Here is a 25,437-nt window from a genome sequence, read left to right as displayed (position 1 = left end):
AGCGACATTAATCCTTGCGAACGTCAATTAAAACCGGACAGCTGGCGCGTTCAATCACTGCTGCGCTTACCGAGCCTTTCAGCAGGCGGTTAAGCGGCGACAGGTGACGACGGCCCATTATAATCATACTGGCGTGCAACGCCTCAGACTGCGCCACAATGGTTTCCGCCGCTTCACCGGCCAGAATCAGCCCGCGTGCGTCAATGCCAGCGCGCAGCAGCGGTGCCAGCGCATGGCGTACCACCATTTCAGCCGTGTTTTGTTCATCCTGCGCCACGACAAAATCGTCCGGGTCTTCCCCGGCGTCGATCTCAATCGGCTGATTGCACGACGAATAAGCCGGATCGACACAGCACAGCACGGTGACCTGCGCCTGTTGCGCCAGCGCCTGTTCAATGGTCAGGGCGATCACTTTTTCCGCCACCGGTGAGTTATCAATGGCCATCAGCAAGGTTTTCATCAGTCGGTTATCCTTCCGCAGCAGTTATTTTGCCAATTTCGCGAATCAGCGCCTCTTTACACTTTATCAGCGCTGTCCGGTAATGCGCTTCCTGGCGGTGAAAACGTGCGGTCGGCACCAGCAGTGAGATCGAGAAGCGCCCGAACAGCGTATCAATCGCGACCGCCATGGTGGAAATGCCCTCCAGCGTTTCGCCGCGATCGATAGCCAGTCCGCTGGCGCGCACCTCCGCAATCAGCGTCAGCAACTGCGGCAGCGTTTTTACCGTCATTTCCGTCAGTTCCGCATAGGCTTCACCGACCATCACCCGCACATCTTCGTCGCTCTCCAGCGCCAGCAGCGCCCGGCCACCGGACGTACTGTAGAGCGGCAGATTCAGGCCGATGTGGGGCACCACGCGCAGCTCACGCGTCGCCACCACGTAATGGACAATCGCCAGCTGCGTCCCGCTGGCCCGCGCCAGCGATACTGTTTCATTGATTTCCGCCGAGAGTTGTTCGAGGAACGGCCGGACAATTTCCACCACGTCACTGTGCACGCTGGAGATCAGCTTCAGCAACGCCGGACCGAGGCGCAGCCCGCCTGCCCCGCCGCTGCGCACCAGCTGCGCGCTATCCAGCGCCGCCACGATGCGCTGCACCGTCGAGCGCGGCAGATCGACCACCTGCGCAATTTCACCCAGACTCATGCCGCCCGGATGCTCACCGAGCGCATTTAAAATTTTTGCCGCACGCGCAATGACCTGAATGCCACCCGCTTTTTCATCCTCACGGCTTGAGGGAGGTTCTACCATGATACGTTCCTTTTTGGCCTGCCCTACTTTAGCGCGAACGATCGCACTTTTACACCCTGTATCACATTGCAATACACCATATCGAAATGTAAGATGCGAGCTGTATCACATCGCAATACACTGCATCAACTAATAACGAGACACCTGCTATGAATGCCCAGCCCGTCGCGGCACCGGCACCGCATCCTTTTACCCTGCGCCTCGCGCTGGGGCTGGTGGGGGTGCTGATCGCCGCGCTGACCTCCGGATTAAACGATCGCGTCACCGACATCGCGCTGGCCGATATCCGTGCCGCAGTCGGCATTAGCTACGATGACGGCAGCTGGATTATTTCGGCTTATCAGGCAGCGGAAGTCGCCGCGATGATGATTGCACCGTGGTTCGCCGTCACCTTTTCGCTGCGCCGCTTCGCGCTGGCGGTGTCGGCCGGTTTCATGATGTGCGGTGTCCTGCTGCCCTTTATGCCCACGGCCCCGCTGTTTATTGCGCTGCGCGTGGTGCAGGGACTGTTTGGCGGCGCCCTACCGCCGCTGCTGATGACGGTGGCGCTGCGCTTTCTGCCACCGCCGATCAAACTTTATGGGCTGAGTGCTTACGCCCTCACCGCCACGTTTGGCCCGAATCTGGCGGCGTCGCTGGCGGCGTTCTGGACCGATGACGTCAGCTGGATGTTTGTGTTCTGGCAGGTGGTGCCGGCCATGCTGATCGCCATGCTGCTGATCGGCTGGGGTCTGCCGCAGGATCCGCTGCGCACTGAGCGATTTAAACAGATTGACCTGTTCGGCATGCTGAGCGGCTGCTCGGGCATGGCGCTGCTGATTCTGGCGCTGACGCAGGGTGAGCGTCTCGACTGGCTCAGCTCGCCGCTGTTTGTCGCCCTATTATTCAGCGCGCTGGCGTTGCTGATTGTGTTCTTTATTAATGAATGGTTTCACCCGCTGCCGCTGTTTAAGTTGCAGATGCTGCGCCGGCGTAATTTGTCGCACGGTTTGCTGGCACTGGCGGGTGTACTGATTCTGGCGCTGTCCGGTTCGGCGCTGCCGTCGGCCTATTTTGGTCAGGTGGAGGGGTTTCGCACGCTGCAGTTCGCGCCGCTGGCGTTGACCATCGGCCTGCCGCAGTTGCTGATTGCACCGCTGGTCGCCAGCCTGCTGAATATCCGCTGGATTGACTGCCGCTGGGTGCTGAGCGCCGGTGTGCTGCTGCTGGCGACCGCCTGCCTGCTGGGCATGCAGATCACCACCGACTGGGCGCGGCAGAACTTCTGGCTGATGCAAATCTTGCAGGCGTTTGGTCAGCCGATGGTGATTCTGCCGGTGCTGATGAGCGCCACCAGCGTGGTCGCGCCGCCGGAAGGACCGTTCGCCTCCGCCATGTTCAATACCGTTCGCGGCTTTGCCAGCATCGCCGCCAGCACGCTGGTGGAGTGGTTTATCAGCCATCGCGAGCAGTTTCACTCCAGCGTGCTGGTCGATCAGGCTGCCAGTCGCAGCTGGCTAATGACCGCAGCGGATAGCCAGCAGGCCAGCAGCAGCCTGCCACTGTTGGCCGACGGCAGCGCCAGCAGCGCGGCCAATCTCAGCGGCTTCGCCACCCTGCTGAAGCATCAGGCGATGGTACTGAGCCTGAGCGATGCCTATCTGATGCTGATCGCCTTCGCTGCCGGGCTGTTAGTGCTGACGCTGTGTCTGGCGAAACGCGTCTGGCCACCGCAAACCCTGATTCAACCTGTTACCAAAACTCCGGAATAACTGTTATGCACGCTTTTGCTATGAAACGAACAATCCTGCTGAGCGCCCTGCTGCTGGTTTTGCTGGCGATGGCGTTCTGGCTGTGGTCAGCCATGACCGGCAACGACCATCGCACTGATGATGCCTGGGTGAATGCCGATTACACGCTGGTGGCCCCGAAGGTGTCCGGCTATATCGCCCACGTCAACGTGCAGGATAACCAGCGCGTACGGGCTGGCGACGTGCTGGCGACGCTCGACGACCGCGACTATCGCGTGGCGCTGGAGACCGCGCGGGCGAATCTGCAGGTCAGCGACGCCAAACGGCTGAGCGCGCAGGCGCAGCTCGACCAGCAGCAGTCCACCATTGCCGAGGCCCGTGCCACGCTGGCCGCCAGTCAGGCATCGGCGCAGTATGCCGGACAGAGCGCGGCGCGCTATAACCAGCTGTACAAGAGCGGCACCATAGCCGCTGACGATCAGCAGAAAGCCAGCTCAACCCAGCGTTCCGCGGCCGCTACGGTGCGCCAGAGCGCAGCGGCGCTGGCGGCGGCCGAACAACAGGTGAAGGTGCTTGAGGCCGCGCTGCGTCAGGCGGAGGCTGATGTCGCGGCGGCGCAGGCCAGCGTCGACCAGGCCGGGCTGAATCTCTCTTATACGCGTATTATTGCGCCGGTGGATGGCATGGTGGGTCAGCGTTCGGTGCGCGTGGGAGCCTGGGTCAGCGCGGGTACGCGTCTGCTGGCCGTGGTGCCGCTGCAGCAGACTTACATCACCGCCAATTATCTGGAGACGCAGCTGGCGGATGTACGCCCGGGCCAGAGGGTGGTGGTGAAGATTGATGCATTGCCCGGCAAGACCTTCACCGGTCACGTTGACAGTATCGCCCCCGCTACCGGCGCTACGTTTTCCGCGATTGCCCCCGATAACGCCACCGGCAACTACACTAAAGTGGTTCAGCGTTTGCCGGTGAAAATTGTGCTGGATCCGCATCAGAGCGATCTGGCGCAATTACGTGTCGGCATGTCGGCGATTCCGCAGATTGAGACCCGATGAAAATGTGAGCAACTTCTCAGAAGTGACCTATTTATTTTCGGATCGAATCCGCGTAAATTAGCGCTCGATCCTGTTTCGGGGCAGCCCGAAGCGACCTGAGTAGAAAGCGTGTAGCGATGATGAACTCCACCTTTCTCTTATTCTGTTCGGGTTACGCTGGTTTGGGATCGCCATCATTGTAACCGCTCAGAGGAGTTGTTTTGTGAAATACGCCTTGATGGGAATCTCTTTCTTCGTCTTACTTTGGGTTGGCACCTTCGTGCTGATGCTGTAAAGACGCCAGCCGGGGCGACCGCTCAGTCGCCCCGATTTGTAGTTACTCTGCTTCTTCCACCGCTTTTACCGTTCCCGGCAAAATACCGTCGGCGCGGAACATCGCTTTAATGCCACGCACCGCCTGACGAATACGATCGCTGTTTTCAATCAGGGCAAAACGCACGTGGGTATCGCCGTAGTCACCAAAGCCAATGCCCGGCGAGACGCACACTTTCGCCTCCTGCAGCAGCAATTTGGCAAATTCCAGTGATCCCAGATGCGCATAGTGATCGGGAATTTTCGCCCAGACGTACATCGAGGCTTTCGGCAGATCGACCATCCAGCCCGCTTCATGCAGCCCTTTCACCAGTACATCGCGCCGGCGTTTATACTGCTCGGCGATATCGCGCACGCACTGCTGATCGCCCTCCAGTGCCGCAATCGCCGCCACCTGCAGCGGTGTGAAGGTGCCGTAGTCGTGATAGCTTTTGATGCGTGCCAGTGCCGCCACCAGCTCTTTGTTGCCGACCATAAAGCCGATGCGCCAGCCTGCCATGTTGTAGCTTTTTGACAGGGTAAAGAATTCCACCGCCACATCGCGCGCGCCCGGCACCTGCATGATTGACGGCGCTTTCCAGCCGTCATAGGTGATGTCGGCGTAGGCCAGATCGTGGATGACCAGCACGTTGTACTGTTTCGCCAGCGCGATGACGCGCTCGAAGAAGTCCAGCTCCACGCACTGCGATGTCGGGTTGGACGGAAAGCCGAGGATCATCATCTTCGGTTTCGGGTAGCTTTCGCGGATGGCGCGTTCCAGCTCATTGAAGAAATCGACGCCCGCGACCAGCGGCACCGAGCGCACCTGCGCGCCGGCGATCACCGCACCGTAGATGTGAATCGGGTAGCTGGGATTGGGCACCAGCACGGTGTCGCCGTGATCGAGCGTCGCCAGCATCAGGTGCGCCAGGCCCTCTTTCGAGCCGATGGTAACGATGGCTTCAGATTCCGGATCGATATCCACCTGGTAACGCTCGGCGTACCAGCGCGAAATGGCGCGGCGCAGGCGCGGAATCCCTTTGGAGGTAGAGTAGCCGTGCGTGTCTTCACGCTGTGCCACCTGACAGAGCTTTTCCACGATGTGCGGCGGTGTCGCGCCATCGGGGTTGCCCATGGAGAAATCGATGATGTCTTCGCCGCGCCGGCGCGCAGCCATCTTCAATTCAGCCGTGATGTTAAATACATAGGGGGGCAGACGTTCAATACGCGAGAAACGACGGGGTGTGCTGTTATCAGCCATGATGTCCTCTGGATTACGTTAGCGCCCGGACCGTCCGAGCGACGCTGGTCACTGCCGTGACCGAAACAAGAACATAACGCGCTGATAACAATATTGTCGAGGGGGGACGGCAAATTTTCTTAGCCTGCTTCGTTTAAGCGCCCAAACACCCAATCGTTTACCCACTGACCGTTGAGCCGGTAATTATCGCGTAGCGTGCCTTCCAGCGCGAAACCGTTCTTTTCCAGAATGCGCCGCGACGGCCAGTTGCCCTCAATCACCAGCGCTTTGAGTTTGTGGAAGTCGGCCTGCAGCAGGAACGTGCACAATCCCTGCAACGCTTCGCTGCCATAGCCCTGACCGGTACAGGCGTGGCGCAGCATGTAACCCACTTCGGCCTGACGATACGGATGCCACTCGGCGCTACAGCCAAACAGGCCAATCGCTTCACCGCTGTCGCGCAGACGTGCCACCAGGCATAGCATGTGAAAACTGCTGGGTTGCCACGGTGCCAGCCGCTCGTTAAAGCGCTGGCGGATGTCGTTTTCATCGGGGATCTCGCTCACCCAGGTCATGGTCGCGGCGTCTTCATGTACCGCTTTGAAAATCTGCCAGTCTTCCGGCTGTAACCGGCTGAGGGACAAACGAGGGGTGAGTAATTGCATGGCCACGCTCCGCTGTTGTGCTTACGGCAACATAGCAAACCGCATCCGTGACAACCAGTGAACGCTGCACGCTTTGAGCAATCCTCTTTTTAGCACTCAGGATTTCCTCTTTTCAGGTTTCATAGCGGATAATCTGCCTTGCTTCCCTTCAGGGTCGGATGTTACGGGCGGATCTGGTCGCCATAAATGGCGCCCCTACGGTGCGTCAGCGGCCCATTTTACAGGGCTGACATTCATGCGCACCGGCAGCGCGCACCTTAAAAATTGATCCAGGCTATGAGAAACGTCTGCAGCTTGCCGGGACGCTGGCGGATCGCGATCACATTTTTTATCATGTCCGCAACCTTGCCTGCTCCGGAGAACACCGTGCCTTCCCATTTCGACATGCTGCTGGCGGTGTTTGACCGCGCCGCGCTGATGCTGATCTGCCTGTTCTTCCTGACCCGCACCCGCGTATTTCGTCAGCTACTGCAAAAAGATGAGCACTCAATCGGCGAAAAAGCCGTGGTGACCGCCATCTTCTCGCTGTTTGCGCTGTTCAGCACCTGGTCCGGCATCAACGTTGACGGCTCACTGCTCAACGTCCGGGTGATTGCGGTCATGGCAGGCGGCATTCTGTTCGGGCCGTGGGTCGGCATTGCAACCGGCGTGATTGCCGGCGTGCACCGCTTCCTTATTGATATCGACGGCATCACCTCGGTGCCCTGTCTGATTACCAGCATTGTCGCCGGTATCGCCGCCGGCGCCATCAACCGCTTCGTCAGCAAAGAGCAGCGCTGGCGCGCTGGCATCCTCGGCGGCATGCTGTGTGAAAGCCTGACCATGCTGCTGATCGTGCTGTGGGCGAAACCGATGTCACTCGGTTTAACCATCGTGTCGGAAATTGCGCTGCCGATGATTCTCGGCGCGTCGAGCATTGGTTTGATTGTGCTGCTGGTGCAGAGCGTCGAAGGGGAAAAAGAGGCGATTGCCGCGCGTCAGGCCAAGCTGGCGCTGGAGATTGCCAACAAAACCCTGCCGCTGTTTCGTCAGGTTAATAGCGACTCGCTGCGCAAAGTGTGCGCCATCATTCGCAGCGACATCCATGCCGATGCGGTGGCGATCACTAACACCAAACAGATTCTGGCTTACGTCGGCTACGGCGAGCAGAACTACCACAACGGCGACGACGGCATCAGTCCGACCACCGCGCAGGCGATCGCCAGCGGAAAAATTATCATTAAGAATAACGATGAGGCACACCGCACCAAAGACATTCACTCAATGCTGGTGATTCCCCTTTGGGAAAAAGGGGAAGTGACCGGCACGCTGAAAATCTACTATCGCCGCGCCCATCGTATTACTGGTTCACTGAAAGAGATGGCGGTCGGTCTGTCGCAAATCATCTCGACGCAGCTGGAAGTCTCGCGTGCCGAGCAGTTACGCGAGATGGCCAATAAAGCGGAACTGCGCGCGCTGCAAAGCAAAATCAACCCGCACTTCCTGTTTAACGCGCTGAATGCCATTTCCTCATCGATTCGCCTCAATCCGGACACAGCGCGCCAGCTGGTGATTAATCTGTCGCGCTACCTGCGTTACAACCTGGAACTCAATGACGATGAACCCATCGACATCAAAAAAGAGCTGTGGCAGGTGAAAGATTACATCGCCATTGAACAGGCGCGGTTTGGCGACAAGCTGTCGATGATTTACGACATCGATGAGGATCTGCACTTTTCGCTGCCCAGCCTGCTGATCCAGCCGCTGGTGGAGAATGCCATCGTGCATGGTATTCAGCCCTGTCGCGGCAAAGGCGTGGTCACGCTAAGCGTGAAAGATCTGGGCGATCGCGTGCGCGTGGCGGTGCGCGATACCGGTGCCGGCATCAGCGAAGAGGTGGTCAGCCGGGTAGCGCGCAACGAAATGCCGGGCAACAAAATTGGCCTGCTGAATGTGCATCACCGGGTGAAACTGCTGTCCGGCCACGGCTTAACCATCACCCGTCATCAGCCCGGTACGGAAATCGCCTTTACCCTCAGCAAAAGTGGTCAGCGGCTGTCCGGCCCGCTCACCCCGTTAGCGGAAACCTCAGCGTGAAAGCCATTATTGTCGAAGACGAATTCCTGGCGCAGCAGGAGCTAAGCTGGATGATCCAGCAGCATAGCCAGATCAGCATCGAAGCCTGCTTTGATGATGGGCTGGAAGTGCTGAAGTATCTGCAGACTCATCGGGTGGACGTGATTTTTCTCGATATCAACATCCCGTCACTGGACGGCATGTTGCTGGCGCAGAACATCAACCAGTTTATCCATAAGCCGCTGATTGTGTTTATCACCGCGTGGAAAGAGCACGCGGTCGAGGCCTTCGAACTGCAGGCGTTTGACTACATCCTCAAGCCTTATCACGAGTCGCGCATCATCACCATGCTGAACAAGCTGGAGGCCAGTGCACAACAGCAGCAGGCGCAGCAGCACAATCCGGCAGCCAGCGCGCCGCAAACGGTGAATTTAGTTAAAGATGAGCGCATTATCGTGACCGATATCAACGATATCTATTACGTTGAAGCGCATGAAAAGCTGACCTTTGTCTACACGCGGCGCGAAGCCTATGTGATGTCGATGGCGATCAGCGAGTTTTGCAGCCGTTTGCCTGAGTCGATGTTCTTTCGCTGCCACCGTTCGTACTGCGTTAATCTGAGCAAGATTGGCGAGATCGAACCGTGGTTTAACAACACCTATCTGGTGAAGCTGCGCGATATGGATGCGCAGGTGCCGGTGAGTCGCAGCAAGGTGAAGGCGTTTCGCCAGCTGATGCATCTTTGAAGGCGAACGGCACGGGAAGCCGTTCGCCCGTCAGATTACAGCACGCGCCCCAGCGCCTGGCGCAGATGGGCACCGGCGCCAAGCAGGCCCGGCTGGTCGTGAGTGATCATGTAGACAGGAATATCGACGAGATAATCGCGGAAGCGGCCTTTGTCTTCAAACGCCGCGCGGAAGCCGGACGCTTTAAAGAACTCGAGGAAGCGCGGCACGATGCCACCGGCAATGTAGACGCCGCCAAAGGTGCCGAGGTTCAGCGCCAGGTTGCCGCCAAACCGTCCCATGATGACGCAGAACAGCGTCAGCGCGCGGCGGCAGTCAATACAGCTATCCTGCAGTGCCCGCTCGGTGACATCTTTTGGCTTGAGGTTTTCCGGCTCGCGCTGATCGGATTTCACAATCGCGCGATACAGGTTAACCAGTCCGGAACCCGACAGCACGCGCTCGGCAGAAACGTGACCCAGTTCGGCGCGCAGCACTTCGAGAATCGCGTCCTCTTCTTCGCTGTTTGGCGCGAAGTCAACGTGACCGCCCTCACCCGGCAGGCTGACCCAGCGCTTATCAACGTGCACCAGATGGCTGACGCCGAGCCCGGTGCCGGCACCGTAGATTGCAATCGGTTTATCCTGCACCGGCGATTTGCCGCCGAACTGCAGGACGTCCTGCGCCGTCAGCATTGGAATCGCCATGGAAACCGCGGTGAAATCGTTAATGATTTCCAGCGTAGTAAAGCCCAGACTTTCCTTCATCTGACGCGTTGAGAAGGCCCAGTCATGGTTGGTCATCTCCACCCAGTCGCCGGTGATCGGACAGGCGATGGCGATGCAGCCGTCGCGAATGTCCTGTTTTTGCTCATCCAGATAGTGACGGATAACTGCTTCAAGGTTGTCGTAGTCTGATGTTGAGAATGTTTTGGCCTGGGAGATGGCGCCGGTCTCCACCTCACACAAGGCGAGACGAGCGTTAGTGCCGCCCACATCGCCGACCAGGGCGTATTTTGTCATTCTTCTGCTGCTCCGCTTGGGTCATAAACAAGTGCAGGACACTATAAAAGCCTGCCAATAAAACAACAACGCTCACCTTGCACGATGAGCGTTGGTCATTCAGTGCGACGCACAGCCTGACTGTCGCCAGCCCAACTGTACAGAGGCAACTGTCCTAAACTTTGTGGCTATTGCGCTGGTGCAGCGCCGCCGTGACGGTGCGCAGCAGCGGCGGCAAATCCTGTTTCTCCATCACCACTTCAATCAGTGACAGGCAACGCGCCTGGCTGAGCAGCGCCATCACGGCGTCGAGCTGCGCCGTTTCACTGATGCGCCAGCTCTGAGCCGCACAATTCAGGCTCATCGCCTGCGGCAGCGCGGTCCAGTTCCACTGCGCGATGTCGTTGTAGCGCTGTTCCGCTCCATGGATCGCGCGTTCGACAGTGTATCCCTCATTATTCAGCAGAAAAATGATCGGGCTTAAGCCGTCGCGCTGGATCGATCCCAGTTCCTGAATGGTCAGCTGCGCCGATCCATCGCCGATGATCAGAATGACGCGCCGGTCGGGCTGCGCCGTCTGGGCACCAAAGGTGGCGGGTAAAGTATAGCCAATGGAACCCCATAAAGGTTGTACCAGCAGCTGCGCATCATGCGGTAAACGCAGCGCGGCAGCGCCAAACGCCGCCGTGCCCTGATCGGCAAGGATAATATCACCGGGCTGCAGGAAACGCTGCATCGCCTGCCAGAAAGCCTGCTGACTGATTATGGCGGCAGCAGCGGGCGGTGCATCGTCCGGCATGTCGGCCACGCCCGTGGCCCAGTGCGCGCAGTGGCGCTGATAAACCGGCAGCAGCGCCGCCAGCGCCTGCGCCATAGTCAGCGGCGCGAAAGTTTCCCCGGCGACGCTGGCATGAAACGGCTGCAGATCAATCACCCGCTGCGCCGACAGCTGCTGGGTAAACCCGGCGGTCAGGGTGTCGGTAAAACGCACGCCGACGCACAGGGTGACATCGGTGTCTTCAATTGCCGCGCGCACGATTTCGCGGCTGCCGCTGGCGGCGTAGGTGCCGACGAAGCCCGGTTGCTGCTCATCCAGCACGCCCTTGCCCATCAGTAGCGTGGCAGCCGGAATGGCGCGCAGCGCACGCAGCTCAGCCAGCGGTGCCTGCAGCTGCCAGCGGGCAGCGAGAAAATCGGCCAGCAGCGCCACGCGCTGCGCCGGTGCCAGCAGGCGCTCCGCCGCTGCGGCAAACGCCTGCGCCACGTCGCGGTTTTCAGCCGGTGCCGGGCTGGCGCTGGCTGACGGCAGCGTTACCGTGGCGGCGGCGACATCCACCGCCAGCAGCAAATAGCCCGGACGGTGCTGCTGCAGCGCGCCAGCGATGACCCGATCAATTTCAGCCACGGCGTTGTCGGCGCTCAGCACCGCGCTGGCGGCACTCACTTCCTGGGCCATACGCAGAAAATGACCAAAATCACCGTCGCCGAGCGAGTGATGCACGCAGTCGCCCTGCTGCTGCGCGTGGCTGGCGGGTGCGCCGACGATGTGAATCACCGGCACATATTCGGCGTAGCTGCCGGCGATGCCGTTAATCGCGCTGAGTTCACCGACGCCAAAAGTGGTCAGCAGCGCGGCCGCGCCGTTGCAGCGACCGTAACCATCGGCCGCATAGGCGGCATTAAGTTCATTAGCGCAGCCGACCCAGGTAATACCGGGATGGTCAATGACGCTGTCGAGAAATTGCAGGTTGTAGTCGCCGGGTACGCCGAACAGATGGCGGATACCCGCCTGGTGCAAACGATGCAGTAAATAGTCGCCAACGTTAAGAGTGTTCATCGACCGCTCCTGTGAGGGGGAATGATCAGGAGTATTAGCGATGTGGCTGAACTGGCGAGATTTTCACCATCATCGCGCTGTCATGCATGGCAAGCATTCGTTACGACGACAGAAAATTCTGTAAGTTGCGATCTTTGCCGCGTTACGGCGCAGTGTAAACGCATACACTGCTATGCTGATGCCACTTTCTCCCACCTGAGACAGGAATGCTGCATGAGTACTTTTCCCCACGCCGAACGTTATCACCAGATGCAGTATCGCCGCAGCGGCCGCAGCGGCCTGAAGCTGCCGGCGATTTCGCTGGGTCTATGGCACAACTTTGGCGACAGCACGCGCGTCGACAACAGCCGCGCGCTGCTGCGTCACGCGTTCGATCGCGGTATAACCCATTTTGATCTGGCCAATAACTACGGGCCGCCGCCCGGTTCTGCGGAGAGCAACTTTGGCCGCATTCTGCGCGAAGATTTTCACGGCCTGCGCGACGAGCTGGTGATCTCCACCAAAGCGGGTTACACCATGTGGGACGGTCCGTACGGCGACTGGGGCTCACGCAAGTACCTGATTTCCAGCCTCGATCAAAGCCTGAAGCGCATGGGGCTGGAATACGTGGATATCTTTTATCACCATCGCCCGGATCCGGAAACGCCGCTGGAAGAGACGATGCGCGCGCTCGATCAGGTGGTGCGTCAGGGTAAAGCGCTGTACGCGGCGATTTCGAACTACCCGGCGGATAAAGCCGCCGCCGCTATCGCCATGCTGCGCGATCTCGGCACCCCCTGCCTGATCCACCAGCCGCGCTATTCGATGTTCGAACGCACGCCGGAACAGGGTCTGCTCGACGTGCTGGGTGACAATGGCGTCGGCTGTATTGCTTTCTCGCCGCTGGCCGGTGGCGTGCTGACCGACCGCTATCTGCAGGGCATTCCGCAGGATTCGCGCATCGCCAGCGGCAGCAAATTCCTCAACGAAAACCAGCTAACGCCAGAGAAGATGGCAAAGGTGCAGCAACTGCAGGCGCTGGCACAGCAGCGCGGTCAAAAGCTGGCGCAAATGGCGCTGCGCTGGGTGCTGCGCGACACGCGCGTCACGTCAGTGCTGATCGGCGCCAGTAAAACCGCGCAGATCGATGATGCCGTCGACATGCTGAGCCAGCCTGAATTAACGGCGGACGAGATCGCTGCCATTGAGCAAATTCTGATGTAACCGTTTACCCGCCCGGACTTTTCCGGGCGCTGTCCTTAGCAGAAAACGCTGCGCAACCTTTCGCTGGCACTTTTTCAGACTAAATCTCAAGGCGTGTCTGGTCCGATATGGCACACTAGCGCCACGGTAGCCTCGATGCTATCGATGAGGAGAAAGTATGAAACGTGCAATTTTGTTTGCCGCTTTGCTGGCAACGTTATCCCCTCTGGCGCTGCACACAGCTGAAGCCAGTAGCGCTACCATCAATCTGGCCCCTGGCGTCACGCTGCATCTCGGCGATCGCGATCGTCGCGGCTACTACTGGGACGGCGGTCGCTGGCGTGAACCGCGCTGGTGGCACGATCGCTATCAGTACAACGATCATCGCTGGTGGCGTCACGAAGAGTGGAAACGCCATCGAGCCTGGGAGCGTGAACGTGAGCGCCGCTGGCACGAGCGCGAACGTCGCGAACACTGGCGTCACGATCACCGGCACGATCGGCATGACCGCCACGACCATCATCACCATTAAAAAAAATCCCGGCGCAGACGCAGCCGGGATTTTTTTATTCAGCCATTTGCTTACCAGCCGAGCGCTTCGCCCACCAGCAGATAGATATTCAGCGCCACCACCAGCACCACAATCAGCCGACCGGCATTTTGCATCAGGCGTGAGTTCACCAGTTCATCGCCCATGATGTCACGGTTCCCGGTGAACGACAGCAGCGGAATCAGCGCCAGCGCAATACCGAAGCTCAGCAGCACCTGGCTCATCACCAGAATGCGTGTCGGATCCCAGCCCGCCCAGATAACAATAAAGGACGGCAGCATAGTAATGGTACGACGGAACCACAGCGGAATGTGGAAGCGGATAAAGCCCTGCATCACCACCTGGCCGGCCAGCGTGCCCACCACGGTAGAAGAGAGGCCGGCCGCTACCAGACTCAGCCCGAACACAATCGCCGCCGCGTGACCCAGCAGCGGCTGCAGCGTCAGATAGGCCTGGTCGAGATCGACAATGCTGGTGTGACCGCTAAAGTGAAACGCGGCCGCTGCGGTGGCCATCATCGCCAGGTTAACGAAACCGGCGATGGTCATGGCGATCGCCACGTCGAGCTTGGTGGAGGAGTAGCGCTCCGCCTTGCTGCCTTTATTACCGTACTGCGTCAGCGCCGAGTGCAGATAAATGACGTGCGGCATAATGGTCGCGCCCAGCACGCCAGCCGCGAGGAATACCGCGTCAGAAGTGGGCAGGCTCGGCAGCGCCATGCCCACCACCAGATCGCTGACGCGCGGCTGCGAGAAGAACAGTTCAACGATATAAGCGGCGGCGACAAACAGCAGCAGCCCGCCAATCACCAGCTCCAGCGGCTTCTGTCCACGGTTCTGCAGCATCAGAATCAGGAACGTGGCGATACCGGTTAACACCGCGCCCTGCAGCAGCGAGATGCCGAGCAGCAGCTTAAAGCCGAGCGCAGCCCCGATGAATTCCGCCAGATCGGTGGCCATGGCGATGATCTCCGCCTGTACCCAGTAGAACCACACCGCCGGACGCGGGAAGCGATCGCGAATATGCTCGGCGAGGTTTTTACTGGTGGCAATGCCCAGCTTGGCGGACATCAGCTGGATCAGCATCGCCATGATGTTGGCCCATACCACCACCCACAGCAGTTTGTAGCCGTACGCGGCCCCCGCCTGGATGTTGGTGGCAAAGTTGCCGGGATCGATATAACCAATGGCCGCGATGAAGGCCGGTCCCAGCAGCGCGAGCTTGATCTTTCTGGCTCCGCGAGCGGCGCGCTCGGCGGTGCGACTTTCTGACATAGTTTTGACCCTGTCCTAACGCTTGTCTGACCCATCCAGCTTACGGGGCATTCAAGGCAAGTGAAATTTGGTTATAGTTATCGCATTGATAGATGTTGCTATAAAGTATAGCCATTGCTATACCGCAAGGTAAAGTTAGCGCTTGCTAAAAATTATGCAACAGGTTTCACTCTACTCCCGGGTCAAATTATAGACAATCTCTTTGTGGATATTTCTTGTGATCGATTTGTAAACAGGTTGTGAGCGGTGAGACTAATCTGAGAAATAAAGCGATACCGAATACTTATATTGTGGTTTTGATCTCGTTTTTAAGTAACGCGTTACATAGAATACGCAGCAAAATACAACCCTCCTCAAATTTGGAGCCGATATGTCCCATATTTTGCACTTCCTTTTAGCATTGGTGGTGGTAGCCGTGCTGGCGTTACTCGTCAGTCACGATCGTAAGAGTATCCGGATTCGCTATATCGTTCAGCTGCTGGTGATTGAAGTGCTGCTGGCGTGGTTCTTCCTTAACTCCGAAGCAGGCCTTGGCTTTGTTAAAGGTTTCGCCGGGCTGTTTGATCATCTGCTCAAATATGCAGCAGAGGGTACGAATTTCGTGTTCGGTAACATGAACGAGAAAGGTCTGGCCTTCTTCTTCCTCAATGTTTTGTGCCCTATCGTCTTCATCTCGGCCCTAATCGGTATTTTGCAGCATTTCCGCATCCTGCCGTGGGTGATTCGCGCTATCGGTACCGTGCTGTCGAAGATCAACGGCATGGGCAAACTGGAATCCTTTAACGCCGTCAGCTCTCTGATTCTGGGACAGTCAGAAAACTTTATCGCCTATAAGGATATCCTCGGCAAAATGTCACAGCGCCGCATGTACACCATGGCAGCCACCGCGATGTCGACAGTGTCGATGTCGATTGTGGGCGCCTATATGACGATGCTGCAGCCAAAGTACGTGGTGGCCGCGCTGGTGCTCAACATGTTCAGTACCTTTATCGTGCTGTCGCTGATTAACCCGTACCGCGTGGAAAGCGAAGAAGACCTGCAGCTGCAGGATCTGCATAAAGGTCAGAGCTTCTTTGAGATGCTGGGTGAATACATTCTGGCCGGTTTCAAGGTGGCGATTATCGTTGCGGCGATGCTGATTGGTTTTATCGCGCTGATCTCCGGCCTCAACGCGCTGTTTGATACCATCTTCGGCATCAGCTTCCAGGGCGTGCTGGGCTATGTGTTCTATCCGTTTGCCTGGGTAATGGGCGTGCCATCCAGCGAAGCGCTGCAGGTGGGCAGCATCATGGCGACCAAGCTGGTTTCTAACGAGTTCGTTGCAATGATGGACCTGCAGAAAATCGCCGGTCAGCTGTCGCCGCATGCGGAAGGCATTCTGTCGGTGTTCCTGGTCTCCTTCGCCAACTTCTCTTCCATCGGCATTGTCGCAGGCGCGATCAAAGGTCTGCATGAAGAGCAGGGTAACGTGGTATCACGTTTCGGCCTGAAACTGCTGTACGGCTCGACGCTGGTGAGCGTGCTCTCCGCCGCTATCGCTGGTCTGGTGCTGGGCTTCTAATGTACAGGGCGGGCTGCGGCTCGCCCTTCTCTTCTTCTATATACCTAAGCGTTATATCCCGCGCCAGTCAGCCTGCCGCCGCGTCACGCCCTGCTTCACCGTTTCCCGCAAACCCTTTGCACAATATTGAATTTCCGTTGTTGCCGTCTGCGCCCGTAGCTTTTCCTTCTGACCTCACCTCAGGAGAATCGCATGAGCATTCAGTTCCTTGGCATGATTGGCCACCGGCTTGCCTCAGAAATCATTCCCGCATCCGGCACGTTGTTCGATAAAGATTACATCGCCCGCTTTGCCCGCGCCCATGAAGCGGCCGGCTTCGACCGCATTCTTGTCGGCTACTGGTCCGATCAACCCGATGGCTTTCTGGTCACCGCTCACGCAGCGGCGCATACCCAGAAGATTAAATTCCTGCTGGCGCACCGTCCGGGGTTTGTCGCGCCCACGCTGGCGGCCCGCAAGCTGGCTTCGCTCGACCATCTCACCGACGGCCGCCTGGCCGTGCACATTATCAGCGGCGGCAGCGACAGCGAACAGCGCCGCGACGGTGATTTTCTCAGCAAGGCTGAACGCTATGCGCGCACCGACGAATTTCTCAGCGTGCTGAAACAGAGCCTTGAGTCGCCACAGCCTTACGATCATCAGGGCCGGTTTTACCAGGCTGAGCAGGCTTTCTCTGCCATTAAACCGCTGCAACATAAGCTGCCGATCTATTTCGGCGGATCGTCACCGGAGGCGATTGACGTGGCGGCGCGGCATGCCGATGTCTTCGCGCTGTGGGGCGAACCGTTAAAAGGCGCGGCCGAGACGGTACGTAACGTGCGTGCGGCGGCGGCCGCGCAGGGGCGCCAGATTGCGTTTAACATCTCCTTCCGGCCTATTCTGGGTAACACCGAAAAAGAAGCCTGGGAGCGCGCCGAACATATCCGCGCCACCGCAGAGAAGCAGCTGGCGGAGACCGGCTATACCTTTGGTTTGCCGAAGCCGCAGAGTGTCGGTGCGCAGCGTCTGCTGGCGGCGGCGCATGAGAGCGATCGCCACGATAAAGTGCTGTGGACCGGCGTGGCAAAACTGGTGCAGGGCGGCTACAACTCCACCGCGCTGGTCGGCACGCCGGATCAGGTTTCTGAGGCCCTGCTGGATTACTATCGCCTCGGCATTCATAGCGTGCTGATCCGCGGATTTGACCCGCTGAATGACGCGGTGGAATACGGCCGTGAACTGCTGCCGCTGACGCGTGAAAAAGTGGCTGCGCTCAGCGCAACTGAAAAAAGGAGCGCCTGATGCGTCTCGTCGCTCTGTTTGCCGGTGTTGCGCTGGCCCTCGCGTCACTCCAGCCGCTACTGGCGGCCGATAAAGTCACACTGCGCCTCGGCGATGTGAAAGGCGATCGTTTTGCCGCCCTGAAAGCCTCGGGCGAACTGAACAATCTGCCTTACGATCTTAAGCTCACCGCCTTTGACTCCGGCGCACCGGTGCAGGAAGCGCTCAATGCCGGGGCGCTCGACGTTGGCTTTACCGGCGATTTGCCGTTTCTGTTTGTCTATGCGGCAGGCGCGCCGGTGAAAGCCGTGGGTGCCTGGCAGAATAACCCGGACAGCATCGCCCTGCTGACCCGCCCCGACGCCGGCATTCACCGGCTGCAGGATTTAAAAGGTAAGCAGATCGCGGTCAACCGCGGCGGCTGGGGACACTATCTGCTGCTTGGCCTGCTGGAGCGCGCTGGCCTGACGCCGCAGGATGTCACGCTGCGCTTCCTCGGACCAGTGGATGGTCGCGCGGCGCTGACGTCCGGTGCGGTCGCGGCCTGGGCGCCGTGGGAGCCCTATATCGCCACCTCGACCGCCATCGACGGCACGGTGCGCGTGCCGGACGGCGGCGGTAAAGGCATTATGTCCGGTTACTCCTACGCGCTGGCCCGCAATGAAGCGTTGCAGGACGCCGGCAAGCGGGAAGCGATTGCCGACCTGCTGGCGCGACTGGCGAAGGCGCAAATCTGGGCGCAACACCATCCGCAGCAATTCGCCGGCGTGCTGAGCAAAACCCTGAATATGCCCCCCGCCATTACCCGTAGCTGGATTGACGATGCGCGCATCCGCCCGCTGGTGTTTGACACGCACCTGATTGCCACGCTGCAGAAATCCGCCGACTTTTTCCATCGTTATCAGGTGTTGCCAAAACAGGTCGATGTCAGCCAGGCGTTTGACTTCAGTCTGTCCGCCGCCGCTAACCGCATCGCCCAGCACGCGCCGGGAGACAAATCATGAGTGATTATCAGCACCATCGCCTGCGCACCTTCGTCGCCCGGCTGGCCACCCTGCTCGACAGCCAGCCGGACGAAGCGACCATTTTGCGGCAGGGCAGCGGCTGGCTGGCCGAACTGATTCGCCACGATGACTGGCTGGATGAGGCGTTTACCCAGCCCCATCCGCAGCACTATCAGCAATATCTGCTGTATGCCGATGCGCAGCAGCGCTTTTCCGTGGTGAGTTTTGTCTGGGGGCCGGGTCAGCAGACGCCGATTCACGATCACCGCGTCTGGGGACTGATTGGCATGCTGCGCGGCGCCGAGATTTCACAATCGTGGCAGCCGGGCCCGCACGGTTTACAGGCAGAAGGTGCGCCGGTGCGGCTTGAACCCGGCAACGTGGAGGCGGTGTCGCCAACGGTCGGTGATATCCATCGCGTCAGCAACGCCTATGACGATCGCGTCTCTGTCAGTATCCACGTGTATGGCGCGAATATCGGCGCGGTTGAGCGCGCGGTCTACACCGCCGACGGCCACGAAAAGCGCTTTATTTCCGGCTACAGCAACCGTTATCTACCTAACATTTGGGACCTTTCACATGACTAAACCGGTTTTCCCGTTTCGCCAGGCGGCGGAACTGCTGGCAGCGCTGCGTCAGCAACAGGAAGTGGCGATCATTGACGTGCGCGATGAAGCGCTGTTTGCCACCGGGCATCCGCTGTTTGCCGTCAACATTCCGCTGTCAAAGCTGGAGCTGGAGCTGCTGGACCGCATTCCCCAACGTCACACCGCCATTACGCTGTATGACAACGGCGAAGGCCTGGCGCAGACCGCTGCTGAACGTCTCGCCGCACTGGGTTATCAGCAGGTCACGTTACTGGCCGATGATTTAGCCGGCTGGCAGGCGGCTGGCGGCGAGCTGTTTATCGATGTTAATTCACCCAGCAAAGCGTTTGGCGAACTGGTAGAACATCATGCCCGCACGCCTTCGCTCTCCGCCGATGAGGTACAGGCGCTGATTAGCGATGATGCCGACGTGGTGGTGCTGGATGCGCGGCGCTTCGATGAATATCACACCATGAGCATTCCGGGCGCCACCAGCGTACCGGGCGGCGAACTGGTGCTGCGCGTGCGCGATTTAGCCCCCTCACCGCGCACCACGGTGATTGTGAATTGCGCCGGACGCACGCGCAGCATTATTGGCACGCAGTCGCTGATCAATGCCGGTGTTCGTAATCCGGTATTCGCGCTGCGCAACGGCACCATTGGCTGGACGCTGGCCGGTCATGCGCTGGAGCATGGGCAGAGCCGCCGCTATGGCAACACCAGCGAAACCGCGCAACGTCAGGCCGCGAGCCAGGCCCGCGCCATTGCCGATCGCGCCGGCGTGACACGCATTTCTCTGGCGACACTGACGCGCTGGCAGCAGGAAGCGCGCACCACCTACCTGTTTGATGTGCGTGATGCCGAAGAGTACGCCGCCGGTCATCTGCCGGGCAGCCGTCACGTGGCGGGCGGCCAGCTGGTACAGGAGACCGATCACTACGCCAGCGTGCGCGGTGCGCGTATCGTGCTGGTGGATGATGACGGTGTCCGCGCCAATATGACCGGCTCCTGGCTGGCGCAGCTTGGCTGGCAGGTGGCGGTGCCTGACGCATTGCAGGCCAGCGATTTCAGCGCTGTCGGTAGCTGGCAGCCGCAGGTCGCGCCGGTTGCTGCGCCGGAATCGATCTCCCCCGCGCAGCTGGCCGAGTGGCTGGCGGCTGGCGACACGCAGGTGCTGGATTTCACCACGCTCGCCAATTACCGCAACAGCCATATTCCCGGGGCGGCCTGGCTGCTGCGTTCCACCCTGCAGCAGCAGGGCAAGGCTCTACTGCCCGATGCAGGCCGCTATGTGCTGACCTGCGGCAGCAGTCTGCTGGCCAGCTATGCCGTGGAGCAAATTGCCACGCTGACCGGCAAACCGGTGCGGGTGCTGGCGGGAGGCAATGCAGCCTGGCGTGCCGCCGGTCTGCCCGCCGAACAGGGCGAGCAGCGCCTGCTCTCGCCGCCCATCGATCGTTATCGCCGCCCGTACGAAGGCACCGATATTGAACCGGACGTGATGCAGGCCTATCTCGACTGGGAATATGGTCTGGTGGCGCAACTGGATCGCGACGGTACCCACGGTTTTCGCGTGCTGCAGCTGCAGCCACAGGCCGTAACGGTTTAACACGAAAAGGCGCTGCAGGTCAGCGCCATTGCGCGCAGCCAGTCGGCGAATGCAACGTCACACTGCGCAAAAGGGCAGTATTATTATCGGGTTTTAAGTACGTTTGTTCTGAACGAACAGAGAATTGGTGGAGATAAGCGGGATCGAACCGCTGACCTCTTGCATGCCATGCAAGCGCTCTCCCAGCTGAGCTATACCCCCACATCTGGAATTCGTTTTTTCAGTGCAAACCGTTGGGAGCGGTTTGGTGGAGCTAAGCGGGATCGAACCGCTGACCTCTTGCATGCCATGCAAGCGCTCTCCCAGCTGAGCTATAGCCCCGTACCGAAAAAACCGCCGAGTTACCTCGACGGACGGCATAATATGAGACCGCTGTTTGAGTGTCAACGGCAAATTCTCGTTCTGCGTGCGATCGCTGAAAAAGGCGGCAACCCTGTGTCGCCGTGGCTTTTTTTTCAGCGCAGCGCGTACTCGTCATCCCTGCCCTCAGCCGTTATCTCAACGCCGCCTCAACGGTGCACCACGCCGAGGTTAACTTTAGGTTAAAGATGTTAGCGTCAGGCTTGTTTTCGTTAATGGTGCGTGTAAAACTTAGCGCGCTAATTAACCGGTTAGCCGTCCAGGGTATTCACTCGCTAACCGGCCAGCACGTCCTCCTTGTTTAATAAAAGAAAAGTGAACTATGTCGCTGCATACACCTAAAGAGATCGCGCAACTGGCGATTCAGGCCGGCGTGGCTAAAAGCCGTCTGCCGGTTTCCACCTTATTAATTCTTGGCTTTATGGCTGGCGCGTTTATCGCGACCGGCTTCCTGCTCGATCTGCACGTTATTAACCAGCTGCCTGCTGAATGGGGCTCGTTTGCCGGCTTCCTCGGTGCGGCGGTATTCCCGGTCGGACTGATTCTGACCGTGCTGGCGGGCGGCGAGCTGCTGACCGGCAACATGATGACCCTGCCCATTGCCTGGTTCGCGCGCCGCATTAGTGGTTTCAGCGTGCTGCGTAACTGGTTTTGGGTCACCATCGCCAATTTTATTGGCAGCGTTGCGGTAGCATGGTTCTTCGGCCATCTGCTCGGCATGACCGAAGGCGACTATCTGAAGAAAACCGTGGCGATCGCGCATGCCAAAGTGAACGCCGATTTCATGCACGCGTTCATCTCCGGCATCGGCTGCAACTGGCTGGTGTGTCTGGCGGTGTGGCTGGCCTTCGCCAGTAAAGATATGGTCGGCAAAATCTTCGGCATGTGGTTCCCGGTGATGGCCTTCGTGGCAATCGGTTTCCAGCACGTGGTGGCCAACATGTTTATCGTGCCTGCCGCAATTTTTGCCGGTCAGATGAGCTGGGCAGAATTTGCACCTAACGTGGTTGCGGTATTTTTAGGCAATGGTGTGGGCGGTGCGATCTTTGTCGGCCTCACCTATTTCCTCGCCTTCCGTCCGGCACAGGCGGCGGTCAGCGAAGCGCAGTAAACCGATTTTGCCTTTTGTCGCACAGCAAAAGGCATTTTCTGCCTTGATTACTTTTCCCCGTAACGTTTTGTTGTAATATGTAGAGCTAATGTATTTAACAGGGACAGCATCGTGAAAAAGGAATGGCTCACTCCCGAAGAGCTCGCGCTGGAAACGGGCTACAGTCGGCAGACGGTGAATAAATGGATCAAGCGTGAAAACTGGACGACCACGCCCAAGCCCGGTGTACAGGGCGGTAAGGCGCGATTAATCCACATTGATGAGCGTGTCAAAAGCTTCATTCAGTCCACCCGCCATGCAAACGAACCGGCGGCGAATTACGGCGCTCAGCAAAATACGTTACCTGCGTTATTAATAAATTCTGTCCAGCAAATGACGCCCACCGAACAGGAACAACTGGCGGCGCTGTTATTGCGGGAAGGGATCAGGGGCGTATTACAGCGGTTAGGAATCCAGGAAGAATAGAAAAGCCGGAAGCAGTGAGATGCTTCCGGCTTTTTTGTTGCCTGCCGCATCACAGCAGCCTGACAGGCCGCTGTTCAGCTCAATCAGGCCTGTGCTTCACGCTCCGCGATGAACGCCAGTGCTTTTTCGATACGCGCCACGCTGCGGCTGCGGCCGATGGCTTCCACCGTCACGTCGAGCCCAGGCGACTGACCGGCACCGGTTACGGCAACGCGCAGCGGCATACCGACTTTGCCCATGCCGAGCTCGAGTTCATCCGCAGCAGCCTGGATGGCGTGATGCACGTTTTCCGCATTCCAGTCGCTGTCGCTGATGGCCGCCAGCTTGTCGCGTACCACTTCCAGCGGCTGACGCGCCACCGGACGCAGATGCTTTTTCGCTGCATCCGCATCAAACGCGTCAAACTCTTCATAGAAGTAGCGGCAGGACGCGGCGATTTCGACCAGCGTTTTGCAGCGCTCGCCCAGCAGCGTCACCAGCTTCGCCAGCTCCGGTCCGGTGCGGGTATCAATGTTCTGCTGCTCGATGTGCCACTGCAGCTGGGTCGCGACATATTCCGGCGGCAGCGTATTAATGTAGTGATGGTTGAGCCACTGCAGTTTCTCGGTGTTGAAGGCGCTGGCCGATTTGCTCACCGCATCGAGGGTGAACAGTTCAGTCATTTCCGCCACGCTGAAAATCTCCTGATCGCCATGTGACCAGCCGAGGCGCACCAGATAATTAAGCAGCGCTTCCGGCAGGTAGCCGTCGTCGCGATACTGCATGACGCCCACCGCGCCGTGACGCTTGGACAGCTTTTTACCGTCATCGCCGAGGATCATGGATACGTGCGCATAAGTTGGCACTTCCGCACCAATCGCTTTCAGGATGTTGATCTGACGCGGCGTGTTGTTGATATGGTCTTCACCACGAATAACGTGCGTGATGCCCATATCCCAGTCGTCGACCACCACACAGAAGTTGTAGGTCGGTGAACCGTCGGTACGGCGGATGATCAGATCATCCAGTTCCTGGTTGCTGAATTCGATCGGACCACGAATCTGATCGTCAAAAATTACCGAACCGTCCTGCGGGTTGCGGAAGCGCACCACGCACGGCTCATCGGCAGCATGATGTTCATGGCTGTCGCGGCAGCGGCCGTCATAACGGGGCTTCTCGCCTTTTTCCATCTGCTCTTCACGCAGCGCGTCCAGACGCTCTTTCGAGCAATAGCATTTATAAGCAGTACCGGCTTCCAGCATTTCGTCGATAACGTCGTTATAACGGTCGAAACGTTTGGTCTGGTAGTACGGGCCCTCATCCCAGTCGAGATTCAGCCAGTTCATCCCATCCATAATGGCTTCGATCGCTTCCGGCGTGGAGCGCTCCAGGTCGGTATCTTCGATACGCAGGACGAATTCGCCCTGGTTATGGCGAGCATAAAGCCATGAGTAAAGCGCAGTACGCGCACCACCGACGTGCAGGTAGCCCGTCGGGCTGGGTGCGAAGCGAGTTTTGATTTTCATTCAGCATTGCCTTAAATGCGCAGGTTTCGTTGTCTGGATGACAAAAAAACGGGTTAACGCGGAAAAACAGTGCGCATATTCTAGCAGGTGAGGCTGATTCCTCAATCACTGTCACGCTGGCGGCGCGGGCAGAAGTGCGTTTTTCTGCTAATAAAACCAGCACATTGGCTAAAAGCGCTGCATGATGTCTAAATTTAAAGCGAACGCACATTTATGTTTTAAAAAGCGTTGACTCACTTCGAAGGATCCCTATAATGCGACTCCACACAGCGGGGGTGATTAGCTCAGTTGGTAGAGCATCTCCCTTACAAGGAGGGGGTCGGCGGTTCGAGCCCGTCATCACCCACCACTCTTAATGAGATGGCCCGCAGTGAACAAGAGATAAGATATGGGTGATTAGCTCAGTTGGTAGAGCATCTCCCTTACAAGGAGGGGGTCGGCGGTTCGAGCCCGTCATCACCCACCATATCTTAGTCAGATGACACTCTTGTTAAGCAGTACCGAAGTGGGTGATTAGCTCAGTTGGTAGAGCATCTCCCTTACAAGGAGGGGGTCGGCGGTTCGAGCCCGTCATCACCCACCACTTCGGGTCGTTAGCTCAGTTGGTAGAGCAGTTGACTTTTAATCAATTGGTCGCAGGTTCGAATCCTGCACGACCCACCAAATTCAGAAAAGAGCGCCCTCAGGGCGCTTTTTTCGTTTCTGTGCGCCGATGCTCAACGTGCAGGATGAGAACCTGCTGCAGGTTCGACTGAATCGCCGGGAGCGATTCAGGCTGATGCGCCAGCATCACCCGCAGGGCGAGGCCCCGGATGGGCCGAGGCATATCCTGCACGACCCACCAAATTCAGGAAAAAGCGCCCTTTGGGCGCTTTTTTCGTTTCTTCACGTTCCCCCAGGCTGCCAGTTAAGCTGAAACTGCATTCAACCACGGTTGCACGTTTGGTAGCGGCGCAATTTATTGCGCGATAAATCGCGCCGCTACAAATGGTGTGCGATTTGCGGTTGCCTTACCTGGTTGCCCTTACGCCATCAGGGCGCTTTTTTCGTTTCTTCGCATCCCCCAGGCTGCCAGTTAAGCTGAAACTGCATTCAATCAAAGTTGCACATGTGGTAG

General features: G+C 58.5%; 22 protein-coding genes, 6 tRNA genes and 1 other RNA gene. 19 read left to right on the top strand and 10 right to left on the bottom strand.

Annotated elements, in window-relative coordinates:
- Nucleotides 1-7 precede the first annotated feature (7 nt).
- Nucleotides 8-460, bottom strand: coding sequence for a universal stress protein (locus tag C1N60_RS06020; RefSeq protein WP_058758371.1), 453 nt, complete (start codon nucleotides 458-460; stop codon nucleotides 8-10).
- A 7-nt stretch (nucleotides 461-467) separates the two neighbouring features.
- Nucleotides 468-1,253 (bottom strand): IclR family transcriptional regulator, encoded by a 786-nt coding sequence (locus tag C1N60_RS06015; protein ID WP_021509102.1) that lies wholly within the window; start codon nucleotides 1,251-1,253, stop codon nucleotides 468-470.
- A 149-nt stretch (nucleotides 1,254-1,402) separates the two neighbouring features.
- Between C1N60_RS06015 and C1N60_RS06010 the strand changes: the two genes are divergently transcribed.
- The 3 genes from C1N60_RS06010 to ypdK all read left to right on the top strand — a co-directional run bounded on the left by C1N60_RS06010 (nucleotide 1,403) and on the right by ypdK (nucleotide 4,312).
- A complete protein-coding gene (locus C1N60_RS06010; RefSeq protein WP_394521508.1) occupies nucleotides 1,403-3,004 on the top strand; it encodes an MFS transporter in 1,602 nt (533 codons plus the stop codon).
- Nucleotides 3,005-3,009: 5 nt separating this feature from the next.
- The gene (locus tag C1N60_RS06005; RefSeq protein ID WP_058758369.1) at nucleotides 3,010-4,038 is read left to right on the top strand and encodes an HlyD family secretion protein; all 1,029 of its coding nucleotides are present in this window, start codon (nucleotides 3,010-3,012) and stop codon (nucleotides 4,036-4,038) included.
- A gap of 202 nt (nucleotides 4,039-4,240) precedes the next feature.
- On the top strand, nucleotides 4,241-4,312 hold the full coding sequence (ypdK, locus tag C1N60_RS06000) for a membrane protein YpdK (RefSeq protein WP_006120362.1): 72 nt from the start codon (nucleotides 4,241-4,243) through the stop codon (nucleotides 4,310-4,312).
- Nucleotides 4,313-4,354: 42 nt separating this feature from the next.
- Here the strand turns inward: ypdK and alaC are convergent, their stop codons facing one another.
- Together alaC and C1N60_RS05990 are read right to left on the bottom strand one after the other, a co-directional pair.
- The gene (gene alaC / locus C1N60_RS05995; protein ID WP_058758368.1) at nucleotides 4,355-5,590 is read right to left on the bottom strand and encodes an alanine transaminase; all 1,236 of its coding nucleotides are present in this window, start codon (nucleotides 5,588-5,590) and stop codon (nucleotides 4,355-4,357) included.
- A 119-nt stretch (nucleotides 5,591-5,709) separates the two neighbouring features.
- A complete protein-coding gene (locus C1N60_RS05990; protein WP_394521507.1) occupies nucleotides 5,710-6,234 on the bottom strand; it encodes a GNAT family N-acetyltransferase in 525 nt (174 codons plus the stop codon).
- Between the two features lie 384 nt (nucleotides 6,235-6,618).
- Between C1N60_RS05990 and C1N60_RS05985 the strand changes: the two genes are divergently transcribed.
- On the top strand, nucleotides 6,619-8,310 hold the full coding sequence (locus C1N60_RS05985; protein WP_058781787.1) for a sensor histidine kinase: 1,692 nt from the start codon (nucleotides 6,619-6,621) through the stop codon (nucleotides 8,308-8,310).
- Nucleotides 8,307-9,035, top strand: a complete 729-nt coding sequence (locus C1N60_RS05980) for a LytR/AlgR family response regulator transcription factor (RefSeq protein ID WP_021508252.1) — start codon at nucleotides 8,307-8,309, stop codon at nucleotides 9,033-9,035. The genes C1N60_RS05985 and C1N60_RS05980 overlap by 4 nt, the downstream gene beginning before the upstream one ends.
- Before the next feature lie 35 nt (nucleotides 9,036-9,070).
- Here the strand turns inward: C1N60_RS05980 and glk are convergent, their stop codons facing one another.
- A complete protein-coding gene (gene glk / locus C1N60_RS05975) occupies nucleotides 9,071-10,036 on the bottom strand; it encodes a glucokinase (RefSeq protein ID WP_159378593.1) in 966 nt (321 codons plus the stop codon).
- 154 nt (nucleotides 10,037-10,190) lie between these two features.
- Nucleotides 10,191-11,852 carry an alpha-keto acid decarboxylase family protein gene (locus tag C1N60_RS05970; RefSeq protein WP_394521506.1) on the bottom strand — a complete coding sequence of 554 codons (1,662 nt, stop codon included), beginning with the start codon at nucleotides 11,850-11,852 and terminating at the stop codon, nucleotides 10,191-10,193.
- Between the two features lie 213 nt (nucleotides 11,853-12,065).
- Between C1N60_RS05970 and mgrA the strand changes: the two genes are divergently transcribed.
- Together mgrA and C1N60_RS05960 are read left to right on the top strand one after the other, a co-directional pair.
- Nucleotides 12,066-13,055 carry an L-glyceraldehyde 3-phosphate reductase gene (gene mgrA, locus C1N60_RS05965; RefSeq protein ID WP_394521505.1) on the top strand — a complete coding sequence of 330 codons (990 nt, stop codon included), beginning with the start codon at nucleotides 12,066-12,068 and terminating at the stop codon, nucleotides 13,053-13,055.
- Between the two features lie 157 nt (nucleotides 13,056-13,212).
- Complete coding sequence (locus C1N60_RS05960) at nucleotides 13,213-13,566, top strand: DUF2502 domain-containing protein (protein WP_058758363.1); 354 nt, start codon at nucleotides 13,213-13,215, stop codon at nucleotides 13,564-13,566.
- A gap of 50 nt (nucleotides 13,567-13,616) precedes the next feature.
- Here C1N60_RS05960 and C1N60_RS05955 read toward each other — a convergent pair whose 3' ends face one another.
- The gene (locus tag C1N60_RS05955) at nucleotides 13,617-14,858 is read right to left on the bottom strand and encodes an Nramp family divalent metal transporter (RefSeq protein ID WP_394521504.1); all 1,242 of its coding nucleotides are present in this window, start codon (nucleotides 14,856-14,858) and stop codon (nucleotides 13,617-13,619) included.
- A gap of 370 nt (nucleotides 14,859-15,228) precedes the next feature.
- On the opposite strand from C1N60_RS05955, the gene C1N60_RS05950 reads away from it, so the two are divergent.
- The 5 genes from C1N60_RS05950 (at nucleotide 15,229) to C1N60_RS05930 (ending at nucleotide 20,879) form a co-directional block, all read left to right on the top strand.
- Nucleotides 15,229-16,419 carry a NupC/NupG family nucleoside CNT transporter gene (locus tag C1N60_RS05950; protein ID WP_141496629.1) on the top strand — a complete coding sequence of 397 codons (1,191 nt, stop codon included), beginning with the start codon at nucleotides 15,229-15,231 and terminating at the stop codon, nucleotides 16,417-16,419.
- A 192-nt stretch (nucleotides 16,420-16,611) separates the two neighbouring features.
- Complete coding sequence (locus tag C1N60_RS05945) at nucleotides 16,612-17,700, top strand: LLM class flavin-dependent oxidoreductase (RefSeq protein ID WP_211727347.1); 1,089 nt, start codon at nucleotides 16,612-16,614, stop codon at nucleotides 17,698-17,700.
- Nucleotides 17,700-18,683: an ABC transporter substrate-binding protein gene (locus C1N60_RS05940; protein ID WP_394521503.1), complete on the top strand. Its 984-nt coding sequence runs from the start codon at nucleotides 17,700-17,702 to the stop codon at nucleotides 18,681-18,683. The genes C1N60_RS05945 and C1N60_RS05940 overlap by 1 nt, the downstream gene beginning before the upstream one ends.
- Nucleotides 18,680-19,270 carry a cysteine dioxygenase family protein gene (locus tag C1N60_RS05935; protein ID WP_159378597.1) on the top strand — a complete coding sequence of 197 codons (591 nt, stop codon included), beginning with the start codon at nucleotides 18,680-18,682 and terminating at the stop codon, nucleotides 19,268-19,270. Before C1N60_RS05940 ends, C1N60_RS05935 begins: the two co-directional genes overlap by 4 nt.
- Nucleotides 19,263-20,879: a rhodanese homology domain-containing protein gene (locus C1N60_RS05930; RefSeq protein WP_394521502.1), complete on the top strand. Its 1,617-nt coding sequence runs from the start codon at nucleotides 19,263-19,265 to the stop codon at nucleotides 20,877-20,879. The genes C1N60_RS05935 and C1N60_RS05930 overlap by 8 nt, the downstream gene beginning before the upstream one ends.
- Nucleotides 20,880-21,004: 125 nt before the next feature.
- On the opposite strand, the gene C1N60_RS05925 is transcribed toward C1N60_RS05930, so the two are convergent.
- Nucleotides 21,005-21,080, bottom strand: a tRNA-Ala gene (locus tag C1N60_RS05925).
- 44 nt (nucleotides 21,081-21,124) lie between these two features.
- Nucleotides 21,125-21,200, bottom strand: a tRNA-Ala gene (locus C1N60_RS05920).
- Nucleotides 21,201-21,561: 361 nt separating this feature from the next.
- Here C1N60_RS05920 and C1N60_RS05915 point away from each other — a divergent pair.
- Both C1N60_RS05915 and C1N60_RS05910 read left to right on the top strand, forming a co-directional pair.
- On the top strand, nucleotides 21,562-22,350 hold the full coding sequence (locus tag C1N60_RS05915) for a formate/nitrite transporter family protein (protein WP_021508241.1): 789 nt from the start codon (nucleotides 21,562-21,564) through the stop codon (nucleotides 22,348-22,350).
- A gap of 111 nt (nucleotides 22,351-22,461) precedes the next feature.
- On the top strand, nucleotides 22,462-22,815 hold the full coding sequence (locus tag C1N60_RS05910; RefSeq protein WP_021508240.1) for a YfeC-like transcriptional regulator: 354 nt from the start codon (nucleotides 22,462-22,464) through the stop codon (nucleotides 22,813-22,815).
- An 83-nt stretch (nucleotides 22,816-22,898) separates the two neighbouring features.
- On the opposite strand, the gene gltX is transcribed toward C1N60_RS05910, so the two are convergent.
- On the bottom strand, nucleotides 22,899-24,320 hold the full coding sequence (gltX, locus tag C1N60_RS05905; protein WP_058776541.1) for a glutamate--tRNA ligase: 1,422 nt from the start codon (nucleotides 24,318-24,320) through the stop codon (nucleotides 22,899-22,901).
- 273 nt (nucleotides 24,321-24,593) lie between these two features.
- On the opposite strand from gltX, the gene C1N60_RS05900 reads away from it, so the two are divergent.
- The 5 genes from C1N60_RS05900 to C1N60_RS05880 all read left to right on the top strand — a co-directional run bounded on the left by C1N60_RS05900 (nucleotide 24,594) and on the right by C1N60_RS05880 (nucleotide 25,164).
- A tRNA-Val gene (locus C1N60_RS05900) sits at nucleotides 24,594-24,669 on the top strand.
- 41 nt (nucleotides 24,670-24,710) lie between these two features.
- Nucleotides 24,711-24,786: transfer RNA gene (locus C1N60_RS05895), tRNA-Val, on the top strand.
- A 41-nt stretch (nucleotides 24,787-24,827) separates the two neighbouring features.
- A tRNA-Val gene (locus C1N60_RS05890) sits at nucleotides 24,828-24,903 on the top strand.
- A 4-nt stretch (nucleotides 24,904-24,907) separates the two neighbouring features.
- A tRNA-Lys gene (locus C1N60_RS05885) sits at nucleotides 24,908-24,983 on the top strand.
- Nucleotides 24,984-25,027: 44 nt separating this feature from the next.
- A non-coding RNA gene (locus C1N60_RS05880) (RtT sRNA) lies at nucleotides 25,028-25,164 on the top strand.
- The last annotated feature ends 273 nt before the right edge of the window (nucleotides 25,165-25,437 follow it).

It is taken from the genome of Pantoea sp. SGAir0184, assembly GCF_043544755.1.
This window is presented reverse-complemented; position numbering and strand designations above follow the sequence as displayed.